General features: G+C 50.3%; 23 protein-coding genes and 1 pseudogene. 23 read left to right on the top strand and 1 reads right to left on the bottom strand.

Annotation, left to right across the window (positions count from 1 at the left end; translation table 11 throughout):
* Positions 1-438: 438 nt before the first annotated feature.
* A complete protein-coding gene (locus tag A7Z29_RS21275; protein ID WP_000185422.1) occupies positions 439-1,080 on the bottom strand; it encodes a helix-turn-helix domain-containing protein in 642 nt (213 codons plus the stop codon).
* A gap of 151 nt (positions 1,081-1,231) precedes the next feature.
* Between A7Z29_RS21275 and A7Z29_RS21270 the strand changes: the two genes are divergently transcribed.
* From A7Z29_RS21270 to A7Z29_RS21165, 23 genes and pseudogenes are all read left to right on the top strand, one after another.
* Entirely contained in the window at positions 1,232-1,498 is a 267-nt protein-coding gene (locus A7Z29_RS21270) for a helix-turn-helix domain-containing protein (protein ID WP_001266279.1), read from the top strand.
* Positions 1,499-1,556: 58 nt separating this feature from the next.
* Complete coding sequence (locus A7Z29_RS21265) at positions 1,557-3,599, top strand: transposase (protein ID WP_459251567.1); 2,043 nt, start codon at positions 1,557-1,559, stop codon at positions 3,597-3,599.
* Positions 3,600-3,674: 75 nt separating this feature from the next.
* A complete protein-coding gene (locus A7Z29_RS21260; protein WP_046201641.1) occupies positions 3,675-4,607 on the top strand; it encodes an AAA family ATPase in 933 nt (310 codons plus the stop codon).
* Between the two features lie 2 nt (positions 4,608-4,609).
* Positions 4,610-4,831: a hypothetical protein gene (locus A7Z29_RS21255; protein ID WP_046201640.1), complete on the top strand. Its 222-nt coding sequence runs from the start codon at positions 4,610-4,612 to the stop codon at positions 4,829-4,831.
* Between the two features lie 12 nt (positions 4,832-4,843).
* Positions 4,844-5,098 carry a hypothetical protein gene (locus tag A7Z29_RS21250; RefSeq protein ID WP_046201639.1) on the top strand — a complete coding sequence of 85 codons (255 nt, stop codon included), beginning with the start codon at positions 4,844-4,846 and terminating at the stop codon, positions 5,096-5,098.
* A 74-nt stretch (positions 5,099-5,172) separates the two neighbouring features.
* Entirely contained in the window at positions 5,173-5,466 is a 294-nt protein-coding gene (locus tag A7Z29_RS21245; RefSeq protein WP_105290777.1) for a hypothetical protein, read from the top strand.
* A gap of 11 nt (positions 5,467-5,477) precedes the next feature.
* Positions 5,478-6,008, top strand: a complete 531-nt coding sequence (locus A7Z29_RS21240; RefSeq protein WP_046201637.1) for a host-nuclease inhibitor Gam family protein — start codon at positions 5,478-5,480, stop codon at positions 6,006-6,008.
* A 97-nt stretch (positions 6,009-6,105) separates the two neighbouring features.
* Positions 6,106-6,648: a hypothetical protein gene (locus tag A7Z29_RS21235; protein WP_046201662.1), complete on the top strand. Its 543-nt coding sequence runs from the start codon at positions 6,106-6,108 to the stop codon at positions 6,646-6,648.
* A 3-nt stretch (positions 6,649-6,651) separates the two neighbouring features.
* A complete protein-coding gene (locus A7Z29_RS21230; RefSeq protein ID WP_046201663.1) occupies positions 6,652-7,185 on the top strand; it encodes a hypothetical protein in 534 nt (177 codons plus the stop codon).
* Positions 7,185-7,700 carry a hypothetical protein gene (locus A7Z29_RS21225; protein ID WP_046201634.1) on the top strand — a complete coding sequence of 172 codons (516 nt, stop codon included), beginning with the start codon at positions 7,185-7,187 and terminating at the stop codon, positions 7,698-7,700. Before A7Z29_RS21230 ends, A7Z29_RS21225 begins: the two co-directional genes overlap by 1 nt.
* A gap of 3 nt (positions 7,701-7,703) precedes the next feature.
* Positions 7,704-8,255: a DNA-binding protein gene (locus A7Z29_RS21220; RefSeq protein ID WP_046201633.1), complete on the top strand. Its 552-nt coding sequence runs from the start codon at positions 7,704-7,706 to the stop codon at positions 8,253-8,255.
* Positions 8,252-8,437, top strand: a complete 186-nt coding sequence (locus A7Z29_RS21215; protein ID WP_046201632.1) for a hypothetical protein — start codon at positions 8,252-8,254, stop codon at positions 8,435-8,437. Before A7Z29_RS21220 ends, A7Z29_RS21215 begins: the two co-directional genes overlap by 4 nt.
* A gap of 38 nt (positions 8,438-8,475) precedes the next feature.
* The gene (locus tag A7Z29_RS21210; RefSeq protein ID WP_046201631.1) at positions 8,476-8,808 is read left to right on the top strand and encodes a hypothetical protein; all 333 of its coding nucleotides are present in this window, start codon (positions 8,476-8,478) and stop codon (positions 8,806-8,808) included.
* Positions 8,801-8,997 (top strand): annotated as a pseudogene (locus A7Z29_RS21205) (hypothetical protein). Before A7Z29_RS21210 ends, A7Z29_RS21205 begins: the two are co-directional and overlap by 8 nt.
* Positions 8,987-9,283, top strand: a complete 297-nt coding sequence (locus A7Z29_RS21200) for a hypothetical protein (protein ID WP_046201630.1) — start codon at positions 8,987-8,989, stop codon at positions 9,281-9,283. The pseudogene A7Z29_RS21205 and the gene A7Z29_RS21200 overlap by 11 nt, the downstream one beginning before the upstream one ends.
* On the top strand, positions 9,280-9,789 hold the full coding sequence (locus tag A7Z29_RS21195; protein WP_046201629.1) for a gp16 family protein: 510 nt from the start codon (positions 9,280-9,282) through the stop codon (positions 9,787-9,789). The genes A7Z29_RS21200 and A7Z29_RS21195 overlap by 4 nt, the downstream gene beginning before the upstream one ends.
* A gap of 70 nt (positions 9,790-9,859) precedes the next feature.
* Positions 9,860-10,282, top strand: coding sequence for a Mor transcription activator family protein (locus tag A7Z29_RS21190; RefSeq protein WP_000852372.1), 423 nt, complete (start codon positions 9,860-9,862; stop codon positions 10,280-10,282).
* A gap of 71 nt (positions 10,283-10,353) precedes the next feature.
* Positions 10,354-10,854, top strand: a complete 501-nt coding sequence (locus A7Z29_RS21185; RefSeq protein ID WP_105290776.1) for a lysozyme — start codon at positions 10,354-10,356, stop codon at positions 10,852-10,854.
* 64 nt (positions 10,855-10,918) lie between these two features.
* Entirely contained in the window at positions 10,919-11,317 is a 399-nt protein-coding gene (locus A7Z29_RS23330; RefSeq protein ID WP_005136375.1) for a hypothetical protein, read from the top strand.
* Positions 11,277-11,519 (top strand): Rz1-like lysis system protein LysC, encoded by a 243-nt coding sequence (gene lysC / locus A7Z29_RS23325; RefSeq protein ID WP_225387439.1) that lies wholly within the window; start codon positions 11,277-11,279, stop codon positions 11,517-11,519. The genes A7Z29_RS23330 and lysC overlap by 41 nt, the downstream gene beginning before the upstream one ends.
* Before the next feature lie 10 nt (positions 11,520-11,529).
* Positions 11,530-11,757, top strand: coding sequence for a TraR/DksA family transcriptional regulator (locus A7Z29_RS21175; RefSeq protein ID WP_046201670.1), 228 nt, complete (start codon positions 11,530-11,532; stop codon positions 11,755-11,757).
* Positions 11,738-12,046, top strand: a complete 309-nt coding sequence (locus A7Z29_RS21170; RefSeq protein ID WP_033816661.1) for a DUF2730 family protein — start codon at positions 11,738-11,740, stop codon at positions 12,044-12,046. Before A7Z29_RS21175 ends, A7Z29_RS21170 begins: the two co-directional genes overlap by 20 nt.
* A complete protein-coding gene (locus A7Z29_RS21165) occupies positions 12,043-12,333 on the top strand; it encodes a VpaChn25_0724 family phage protein (RefSeq protein WP_001279080.1) in 291 nt (96 codons plus the stop codon). Before A7Z29_RS21170 ends, A7Z29_RS21165 begins: the two co-directional genes overlap by 4 nt.

The following is a 12,333-nucleotide window of genomic DNA, read 5'->3' as shown; positions in this document are numbered from 1 at the left end:
CAACTGACGTGGATGGATGTGAAGGCAGACAATCATACTGAAGACAATGGCACTCTGGTTGAGGACAGCACCGAAGGTAACCTGTAACCAGGTTAATCATTTGATACCGACAAGGCTTTTAGTGAAAGGAGGTGAAATCACCTGTAAGATGCTGAAATAAAACAGGTGATGTATAGTTCGGACGGAAAACTCTTTTTGATACCGACTGCTCAACAAATAGTCAAAAGATCAAAAAACGGCGACACATTTGATACTGCTAATTTACCCTTAAAATCTTCTTCAAAACATCTTCAAACTGCCAAAATGCTCACATAATCGATCTAACTATAATCAGTATGATAATCATCATGAATTACTATTCAATAGCGTGATTATCTTGGGATGAGTCATATGATCTCTATATGTATTTACAGCACCACCTCATGATAGCGATGGCGCTTAACCAACAACATTTTTCTTTACTGTCACTGCCCTTGATTCCTGGGTGGCGTTATTGCTCGAGTTGTACTTCTCAATAACGCGCAAAATCTCTTTGTCAGTGTCTTCGCTTCCCGCCATTCCTACTTTTATTGCATTTTTTAGCACTGGACGTAACGGTAACGTATCAATGATGCTTTCTACGGCATCCTGGCTGATCGTAGAGGCATTCATTGCCACCAATCTTATAAGGGTGTTTACGCCCTCACGCGATATGAAATCAACCAGTAATACACATTCTTCTTTTTTGAGCTTATGAAGTAAGTGAATGAGTAATTCATACTCATTGTCATAATTTTGTTTAGCATCATCTCGAACTATTGTTTGGTTTGCTTGTTGTTCTCCAGTCGCGAGCCAAGTCAGAGATACCCCGCAAGCGTCAGCAACAATAGCCAGGCTATCAAGTGCAGGGTAAATCTTTCCCTGTAGATATTTCCTTATTGTTGTTTCGGACATGCCACTTCGTCTCGCTAATTCGGCATTACTCATCCCTTTCATGGCCACTTTGAGCCTTTCACCAAAGCGGTTTATTGTGCTCCGGCTAATAATCCGATCTAACTTTTCCCTTTTTACATCGGTTTTTTCTTCATAACTGTTTGTCATAAAAATGGTTTTCCTGCAAAAACGCACAAAAGAAAAACCAAACAATAAACCGAACAAAAAGCTTGATCTCGGATTATTGTTCGAGTATCGTTTACCTAAATCGATAACCGGTTTTGATTATCGGTTTAGGTAAACATGAGAGGATCACACAATGAGGGTATCCAGACAAGCATCGAATAATTTGTTTGTTCGAGAGGGGTGTGACTGGTCTGCTAAAGCGGTATATGCAGCCCTTGAAAACAAAGGCACAGACCTCCCTGAACTGGAAAGGGAGTTAGGATTAAAAAGCGGATCAATGCGCAATGTGTTTTACCGCCAGTGCCGTAAATACGAAGCCGCCATCGCCGAAAAAATAGGGGTTGAACCTGCTGTAATCTGGCCCAGCAGATACCAGGTGGACGCCAGAGAAGTGGCTTGATGGGGGATGTATGTGGGTAACAGCAAAAGAATGTGTTGGTCTTCCTGATTTACCAATGATGGAACATAACATTCGCCATCGACTCACAAAAGCAGCTGCGGGAAATGCAGCCATGTTACGCAAACGTAAGGGGACAAAAGCAATCGAATTTAATATCGATTGTTTGCCTTCTGGCGCACAACAAGTATTGCGTGAACGTTATGCCCTGCAACTGATGACGCAAAAAGCCGATGAATCACCGGCTCCGGTGGTGACAAAGGCCAGACGCTCACCTGCCGTGGTTGATGCGGTGGAGGCATATCGCGGATCACCCCAACTGATGGTCGAACGCCTCAATGCCCTGACTGAAAACCAACGTAAAGTGGCAGAGGCACGAATAGCGATCGTCAGCGAGGCGCTGAAAATCGCGCAACAACCCGGCTTTAGTTGCGCTAAGGCTATCCGGTTCCTCGTTAACAGCCTGGCACGATCACAACTGGACGAACGCATTGTGGCAATGGTTGAAACGGCGAACGCCAAAAAGGGAAACAGCCGCGTGTTGAGTGAAATAACGCTGAAACGCTGGATTGCGGCCTTTAACAAGGCACAGAACGCCGCTGAACGCCTGCTTTTACTGGCACCGGGTAAACGCCAGGAAATAAAAGCCGAAGATATTAGCTGGTTGCCCGAGTTTCTGGCGCAGTATCGCCAGTCAAACGGCCGACCAATGACCGAGGCTTACGAGGATTTTGTTGCTGAATGGCAGCACCGGCACGCTGATGAGCCTTATATGCTCGATATCATGCCCTCTTATGACACCATTCGCCGCGCGATGAAGAAACTGCCGGAAGTGGTGAAACAAAAAGGCCGGGTGACCGGCAGTGAATACCGCCAGCTTGAGGGATTCACGCGCCGCGACTGGTCAAAAATGCCGGTGAATTATGTCTGGATTGGTGACGGTCACGGCATGAAGCTGAAATGCGCGCACCCGGTTCACGGGCGGCCATTCGCACCGGAAGTGACCTTTGTTATCGATGGTGGCACGCGCTTTGTGGTGGGCTGGAGCCTTGACCTGGCTGAAAATGTTTTCGCCGTAGCCGGTGCCATACAGCACGGTATTCGACATCACGGCAAACCGTTTCTGTATTACTCGGATAATGGCTCGGGGGAAACCGCCGACGTCCTGGATAAGGAGATTGTGGGGATACTGCCGCGACTGGGGATTAATCACCCGACCGGGATTGCCGGTAACCCGCAGGGACGGGGCATTATCGAACGGCTTAACCGCACATTACCGATGCGCATAGCCCGTAAATACCGCACCTATTTCGGGAAAGGTGCAGATCGCGAGACGTTACGTAAAACCAACCGCGATTTACGCTCGGCATTCACTGCCCTGCAACAGGGCAAGCGGCTGAACGCCCGGCAGCAGTCAGCGATGCGTGATTTACCGTCCTGGTCTGAACTGATTGATGCCATTCGTGACGGCGTTGAGTGGTACAACAGCCGGCCGCACGATGAATTACCCATGAAGCCGAACGGCAAACATTACAGCCCGGCGGAGTTCAGAAAAAAACGCCTGGCGGAAGAGGACACGGAAATTGAATGGCTGTCCGATGTTGAACTGCGGGACATGTTCCGGCCGATGGTGGAACGCCCTGTAAGACGCTGTGAAATACGCTGGCTGAATAATATTTACTACGCGCCCGAGCTGCGTGATGAACATGGCCGCAAAGTGCTTATCAGCTATGACATTCATGATGCCGAACGAATTACCGTGCGTCGCCCGGATGGCAGCGTGATTTGCGAGGCGGTATGGGACGGCAATAAACGCGAAGCCTTCCCGGTCAGCGCGGAATACTACAAACAGCAGCAGCGCCTTAAAGGTATGCGTAAACGCGCAGAGGAAAAAATCCGTGATGCCGAGGATGAGGTTGTCAACGTGCTGGAGCACAAGCCACAGGAGCCATGGCTGGAAAATATATACCGCCCTGTGGGTAATACAGTGACCGTTCAGCAACCGGTCGCTGAGGATGAACCTGATGAAGAATACGAGCGTAATTTCCAGCGGGGATTGCAGCTGCTTGAAGCGAAATTAAAAGAAAATGACCCTCTGGCCTGAAATAAAAAAATAACCCGAGCGGCGACTCAGGTTATTTGATTAAACAAAGGAACTACACAAACGCGAGGTAATAATATGACCGATATAAACGATGTAATCAAGACCATTGATGAACTTATTGATGGCGGCGTACTGACGCAGTATGCCATCGCCAGAGAGGCGGGAATTTCCGACGGCACATTATCGGCTTTCCGTAAGGGAAAATATAAAGGCGATAACGCTGCTGTGGCTGCTTCCCTGCGTTCCTGGTATGAGAACTGGAATAAACAAAGCGCACTGCCGGAACCGCCGCAGTTTGTGGAAACGCAGACAGTCCAGGAGCTGCGCGCGTTGTTTCAGGCGGTTCGCCTGATGGGCTGTATTAACGTCATTGTGGGCGTACCGGGTGTGGGTAAAACGGCCACGGCCCGCAATTACTGTCAGGAGCAACCGAACACCTGGATGATCACCCTGTCGCCCGCGCATTCCAGCGTCACGGAGTGTATGCTGGAGCTGGCAGAGGAACTGGGGATTGATTACACCCGCGCGAACAAGGGGGCGTTATCCCGCGCCATCCGCCGTCGCCTGATGGGAACTCGTGGACTGGTGATTGTTGATGAGGCGGATCATCTTGGTATTGACGGTCTGGAACAACTGCGTGCAATCCAGGACGCCACGGGGATCGGGATGGTGCTTATTGGTAACCCGCGCGGACTGTTTAAGGGTGGACGCCGCACCGTTGATGATTTATCGCGCCTGTTCAGCCGTCTTGCCCGTACAAAACAACTTCGCAAGGCCAAAAAGGCGGATGTGCTGGCTATTGCCAGGGCATGGGGGATTAGTGGTGAGGCCGAGCTGGCTGTCATGCAGGCTATCGCTGAAAAGCCGGGAGCCTTACGCGTTCTGACACATACGCTTAACCAGGCGTGGATCACCGCCAGCGGTGAAGGTGCCGCGCTGACAGAAAAACATATTAATGCGGCCTTTAAAGAGGTTTATACCAACCCTGAATTACTCTCACAGGTGTGATTATGGCTGCATTTAATATTCCTGATATCTACGGACGCTTTTACCTGGTGAATTTCGATAACGTGAAAGTGATTTCACTGGCCGAAAATAAAGAATGTGGCGATTTACTTTTTGAATTTAATGACCGCACGCGAATGGTGATATCTGCCGGACTTGATCGCGAAGGTGCGACAGAGGTTTACAGTGGAATATGCCGTTCTGTTGGTGCAAAACAAGTCAGCTAAATGAGGTGTTATATGAATATGCAATCCTGCGGTAACAAAATGAATTTATTCGACTCCCTGAACAGCGCACGCCGTCTGACTGAACTTGCCGGTGCAGTGCTGGAGCGCAGCAAACGCTACCCACAACGTTATGCCCTGAAAACCACGCCGCCGGTAAACGAAGTTAAGGGAACCGGTGAAATTGAAATCACTGTTCAGACCAATGGCCTGCGCCGCCGTGTAAAAGCCACCCGCATAAGCGGATGTACGGTCTACTGGGAAGTATGAAGTTACTTCATGGTTCGGCTCTGTCATCAGGTCAGACGCCGGATGAGTTATTAAGACGAAATGAGGACAACAGGATGAGCAAAGTACGCGTTATTTTTGAATTTAACCACGTAATGCATGAAGTAAAGCCAGCCGGTAATGATAGTCAGGAAATCACGGAGAGGGTTACTGCCACTGTAAAAATCGAACGTGATACGGAGAACAGACCGACAGGACCCTGTGATGTTTATGCTCAAATTCTTAAATATCACAGCCCCACAATTATTCAGTTTCTGACAGATGAACTTCAGGGTTCCATGCAGGCTCTGGGGGTGAAAAGCAGCATTGAGCGCCGTTCTTTGCAGAACGCACCAGATACATTGCAATAAGGAAAAACAAAATGGCAAAACGCGTTACAAAATTAAAGGCCGCAGCCGAGGCCGCACCGCAGACCCGCGAAGAAGTCAGCCGTGATATCCGCACCCTGGGCGATATTCAGCGAGAGGCGCTGCGCCTGGAAACGGCAATGAATGACGAGGTGGCTGAAATCACCGCCCGTTATACGCCGCAGATTGAAAATCTTAAAAAGCAAATCAAAGTGCTTTTTAAAGGGATTCAGGACTGGTGCAAAACCAACCGTGATGAGCTGACGAACGGCGGCAAAACCAAAACAGTCAATCTGACCACCGGAACGGTGTCATGGCGGCTGGGAACGCCATCATGCAGCGTCAGCCGTGATGTGGAAGGTGTGATTGAAATGCTGCGCCGTATGGGGCTTGAGCGATTCATCCGCACGAAAGAGGAAGTGAACAAGGAAGCCGTCCTGGCGGAGCCGGATGCAGTGAAAGGCATTGCCGGTATTAAGGTGAATAAAGGCGCTGAAAGTTTTTATGTCGAGCCTTTTGAACAGGACGCCGGACTGAATAAATAACACCGCATTAAATCTTTAAATATCACATCGTTTTAAGTATGGCGCTCGCGTCAGGGGACTGCTTGCGCCTGAAAGCTGAAAATAAGGAATCGGAAATATGGCATATTTTTATTTCAAATTAGACCGTGTGCAGACAAATAAATATTTCACCAAATATCAACAGACTGTTTTACCGCTACGCAACAGTATTCTTCGGGCATTACTGAAAAATACAGGCGCTGCCGGATTGCGCTTAAAGCCGTTCGCCATGGACAGAGTCAGTGAGTTTTATTTTGCCGGTGCTCTGCCTGCGGGCTGGCGTAAGCGCGATGATGTGGCTTTTATCGGGGACGGACAGTGCTTTATTGCCAGACCTGATGAGTTATGCCCTGAAGGACCGGCGATTGCCGCAATGGTTGAAGCCGCTGAACGCGATTTAAGAAAACATCCTGATTTCCTTGTCTGGCTCTGTGAAAAGCTGGGGGTAATGAGAATCCCCTCCATGTTTAACACGGACTCCTGGTGGACCCCGTCGCTCTCCCGTGATGCTCTGTGTGTGGTGTTTAAAGTAGGCGCTTATGGCAGGGAAATAAACGGGTGTATTCCTGAAGAATGCCAGGAAATTAAACATTCTGAATATGTGGCGCTTACGGAGGAATAATTCATGATTGATGCAAAAGTGCTTGAAGGGGTTAAAAACTGGCTGAGTATTTACGGACGTCTGACCTGCGGTGTACTGGCTGAAAAAATGAATATGCCGCCATCCTCCATGGTTTATTTTCTGCGTGATGCGGTTGATGCAGGCGTGCTGACGGAATGTAACGGTTTTTATGATATTCCGCGTCCCCGCCCGGTGCAGCCGGTTCGTCGCAAATGCAGCCAGGAATGTGCGGCTGATGATGTTCAGTGGTGCAGCTTCAGAAAATCCCTGCCGTGGATTGAGGGGCATGATATTCCGTCGATGGCGTGGGAATTTGCTCAGGGCGTTCTGACCTGTGAAACCGTTTATGTGGTGGCTGAAGTTGATGAGCAGGCCATGAAAGAAGGCGTACCCCAGTTTGTGATGGCGTATATCGACATTCGCCTGGGTGTCATTATCTGCGGTTTAAGCGGCTGGAATATCACCGCGCGTGTTCTGCGCTACCTGATTGTTGACCGGACAGCAGCGCCTGCCGGGATATCTGCGGAGGTGGCGTAATGTTCTTTAAAACATCAAACCCTTCCGCGCTGGCTGCGTGGCAAAAATACCAGCAGGACTGCCAGAAAGTTAAGGATGAGGCAAAACGCCTTGAGGCCGTGCTGAATGTTGCGTGCCGGTCGGTATTTGTATCCGGTATCAGTGGATTTTGTTTTAAGGGGCTGCGCTTTATGGATGACAAATATCCTTTTCATCGCGACTTATGGAGAAAACCGACTGCGTCGAATGGCTGGAGCTGCACGCCGCGCACATCACGTATCCCTAAAACCCTGCGTGTTGCCTCTGATGAACTGAACATTCTGTGGCGTGAATATTCGCCCGTCACGTATGCCAGAACCGATGCCCTGTTGTTCTGGCTGGGCATTGACTTCTCAGCAATATTGTATGGTCCCGTGAACTGGTTCTGCGTTGACAATGTGATTTATCTTCAGTGCGAAGATGATTCCGCAAAACGGAAAATGACCGAAATTCTGTCTGATGAGTTTTATGCTGCTGAAAAGCGAGTCAGGGGGTGATGCATGATGAAATTACAACCCATGGGACGAAAAGGTCGCGCCCCCGCTCATGTCCGTCCGTGGATACCTGAAGAAGATGCGCTGCTGATTGCGCTTTATTCATCCACCCCGGTTAAGGATATTGCTGCCAGAATAAAAAGAACTGTCTGGGCTGTATATAACCGGACTGGTGTATTGCGCAGTTCATACCCGGAGTTACTGAAATATAAACACCCCAGATTTACACCTGATGAAGATAAGTTTATTCGAAAAAATGCCAGAACAATGACCTGCCAGCAAATGGGAGAATATCTCGGACGTAATAAAGATTCTGTCAGATGTCGGGCAGGAATGATTGGTGCCGGATTAACAAAGTGCGGAGAGTTACGCCCCGGCACGCGCATATCTGATGATGATGTACGTCTTATACGTGCGCTGCGTGATTCCGATTACCCACGCCGTCTGTCATTCCGGGAAATTGGCGAAAAGTTTGGAATATCTGAACATTCTGCTCACGCAGTTTATTACCGTCGCCGGACCGCCGAGGACGCTGTATTACGGGAGTTAACGCCATGATAAAGCGACTTATACTTTTCGCAATTATCGTTCCAGTTGGGGTGGTTGGTTTTATATTTTCGGTTACAGGAAATCTGTCCATGATGCCAGATATATGGTTCTTTATCAGGATGTCGCTCTTCCTGTTTATTATGAATCTTCTTATCGACATATATATCCGTATTACTGGAAAACATAAATGAGAAAAATTACGTCCTTGTCAGCGTTACAGGAGATGAATATGAGTATTGAATTAAGATCGTCTTATGAATATAGAAAAATTCTCATCGCCGGAGGCATGAAACCGGAAGATGTGGAAAAAATCGTTTCTTTTATGGATAAGGAGTATGACAAACTGGATGTGCCAGAAATTATTATGGATGACATGATTCTGGATTCAGTCGTGGCGTTAAGTCCGTTATGGATTGTGCATTCTCTTGCGGAAATTGCCAAAGGCACCGATAAACAGGCAGCTGTTGCTGCCCTTCAGACGCTTAATGAAATGCGTATATCTCCACGCCCGACATTAATACAGATGATTCTGTCCAGTATGGAGGATAAAGTAAATGAATAGTCTACCCGCTGGATGGGCGCGCCCTCTGATGGCTAAGAAGCATCATTTTTTAAAACAGGCGATAATATCAGTATATGTAGGCGGTGGTTATATCTGGCTCATAATCGCGAGCCGGATACATTTGAAAGCCCTGATGACTGGGCCGAATGCCGCAGAAGACTGAATAAGGAGAAAGATAATGGACAGTAGTTCGCAGTTGTTCTGGTGTTTATATATCACATCGTTTTTCGGTGCATTCGTCATTACACGATGGCTGTGCCGGAAAGTTATCAGTATTTTTCATAAAAAATACCTGATTGGGCTGGCGACGACTTCTCTGATTAATGCACTTGCCAGATATCATAAGGGGGAATACTACTCAAGAATAAAAACTGATGATGGTTTTAATATTTTTGTGATTCCTCCGGAGTATCGGGTTCAGCTCGATCGGGAAAATAATATCTATCATATCAGCAGGAGTGTTGATACAGCATGAGAGGGAAACTGATATCCGCTATTCATGTGGCAAAGCGCGAGCTTGCCCTGGATGATGAGATCTACACATCCGTACTACTGGAAGCCACCGGCAAAACCAGTTGCCGGGATATGTCACCGGATGAGTTATCCCGCGTGCTGGATGTTTTCAAAAAACGCGGTTTTAAAGTGCGTCAGAAACCGGTTAACCGGGCCTTAAAACCGGGTACGGTGACCGCCAAAATTCGCGCCATCTGGAAGGTGATGCACCGGCAGGGCTTTATCTCTGATGGCGGGGAAACAGCCCTTAACCACTGGGTGAAATCGCAGACGGCCGCGCAGAACGGCGGCGAAGGTGTGGCTAACTGGCAGTGGCTGGAGCAACACCCCGCGATGGCCTCTGATGTGCTGGAGCGTCTCAAACGCTGGCACCGCCGCAAAATGCTGTCTGTACTGGGGATGCCAGCACATACAGTGATGAGTTATGAGCGCGTTTGCAGGCTGTATGAAAAATCATTCCCCCGTTAACCCCAAATCCCGCCACAGCGCGGGATTTTTATTTTAAACTTGCCTTGTGTAATGATGACCGGAGGCGGGTATGGCTGAAACACAGATGAGCATGTTTGGTGACAGCGAACAGCTGCACGCGCTGATTGACCGTCTGGATGACATTCCTGATGATGAGCTGAAAAAGAACTGGCCCGGCACGCTGCGGGACCTGGTTGATGTGATCAGTGCTGAACTGCACCGTCAGGGGATTGAACCTGCTCAGGCGGGAATGCTTGCCCGTAAAGTTGCGGCTGCACAGGCCGGGTACATGGGCGGGCGTGGTTATTATCTCCCGGTCGGTGAATCCCTTTTCACCGAACTGCGCAATAATGAAATTTTTTCCCGCTGGAGCCAGGGCGAAAAAATTGAAACCCTGCGCCGCCACTACCAGATGTCAGAGACGCAGATTTACTCCGTTATCCGCAACCAGCGTCGCCTGCATCAGGAACGCACGCAGCCCCGGCTTTTCTGATATTCCGCAAATCCTGCCCCCTTTTTTCCACGGTTACGCTGACTCAGAGAACACCATGAGACAGCGTAACAATGCCAAAACTCCCCGCGCCCCTGCGTAAAAAGCTGATTGCCCTTGTTCTGGCCGGAGCCGGGACGTTCACCATTGCCACGCACTACACCGGCTACTGGGAAGGGAAAGAAAACACCACGTACACTGATCCCACCGGCACCCTCACCATCTGTTACGGCCATACCGGCCCGGATGTGAAACCGGGGATGACAAAAACTGATGAAGAATGTCTGGCGCTGCTGGAAAAGGACATGAAATGGGCCTTTGCGGCTATCGATCGTCATGTTCAGGTGCCGCTTACCCGTGGTCAGACGGTGGCGCTGGCCTCCTGGATTTTCTGGGCCGGTGAAACGAACTTTCGCAACTCCACGCTCCTGCGCCTTATCAATGCCGGGCAGATGCCCGCGTCCTGTAAGCAGTATATCCGCTGGATTTATTCAAAGGGGGTAAAACTCCCCGGTCTTGAGGCCCGCCGTTCGACGGATGAATGGTTATGTCGTTACGATTTGCCGAAAGTCTGAACCGCTTCTGGCGACCGCTCATGATTGCGCTGCTGTGTGCCGTTGTGCTGCTGCGGGGTGTGCTGTGGCTGCGGTGAACAATCCCTTACCGGCCCTGATTGCCGGAGGCTGTATGGCGGCGCTGGGGGTGATGAGCGTGCTGGCTGCCGTGGTATGGGGAATGCACCAGAAGACGCAGCGCCTTGAGGACAATAATCATGTGCTTGTGCGTGAACGGGACGAAGCCCGTCTGGTGCTGGCAAACCAGCAACGCACCCTGCAACTCATTTCACAAATCAGCAAGGCGGCCACGAATGAAAAACAGCAGAACATGCAGCACAGCGAGGAACAGCAGAGCATTGTCCGCCGGTCGCTGGCAACGGTGCCTGCGGCCTCTGTTCCTGTGCCTGATGATGTGGCTGACCGGGTGCGGCGGGCCGTCTGTGAAATACGTGCCGGTGAAGCCGGTGCCGATCCCCGCTGAATGGCTGGCTGACTGTCTGGTCCCTCCTGTGCCGCAGCCGTTCACATTTGGCGCATCGGTCACTTACAACCTGCAACTGCTGGCGGTGATTAAGAACTGCAACGTGGACAAGGCCAGCATCCGCCGTCTGGAGGCACAGCGACAGCATGAATTTACTGATATGGCCGGAACGACTGCTGTTCCGGCAGGAAAGACGAAGTAAGGAAAAAGGTATGGATGATTCAGATTGTGCTCAGGCAGTCGTGGAGCGGGCAACAGAACGCGCCCTTTGTGACCGGCTGACACGTAAGCGCCGGGTGGTGGAAACACCGGGCAGGCGTGTATGCGCGGACTGCGGGGGTGACATTCCGGCCGCCCGTCTGGTTGCCGTGCCGGATGCCATCCGTTGTGTGAACTGCCAGAACATCATGGAGGCCGGTCATGTGGGTCAGCATCGTTAAAGATTATGTCGTGCCGATCCTGTCGGCAACGGCCACAGCCGGGGGGATTTTTATGGCGCTGATGCGCAAAACCTTTGTCCCCCGCGAGGCCTTTGAAAAACTCTCCGACCGGGTTGAGCGGGTGGAGAGCCGGATTTCCGGCCTGCCCACGCAGCAGGAGGTGAACAGACTCAATATCGAAATCACCACCCTGCGCGGTGAGCTTAAGGCCACCAATGCCACCCTGAAATCCGTCTCCCACCAGAACGAACTGCTGCTGGAGCAGGCTGTAAGGAAAAAAACACAATGAGTGATTTCATTACTGAAGATCAGCGTCTTGTCATTCTGCGGTCGCTGGCGGATTACAACGGCGAACTGGGCGAATCCGTGCTTCAGGACTGCCTGGATGATTACGGCCACCGTGTGTCCCGCGACACCGTGCATACCCATATTGCCTGGCTTGCCGAGCAGGGACTGGTGCGTAAGCGCACGCTTGTTAACGGTTATTTCATCGCTGAACTGACCGGCCGGGGTCAGGATGTGGCGGAAGGCCGCGCCACCGTTCCGGGTGTGAAGAAACCACGCGCAAGGGGGTAA

Source organism: Escherichia sp. MOD1-EC6842, from assembly GCF_002965705.1.
GTDB lineage: Bacteria > Pseudomonadota > Gammaproteobacteria > Enterobacterales > Enterobacteriaceae > Escherichia > Escherichia ruysiae.
Note: the sequence above shows the minus strand (reverse complement) of the source record. Positions and strands in the feature narration are given on the sequence as shown.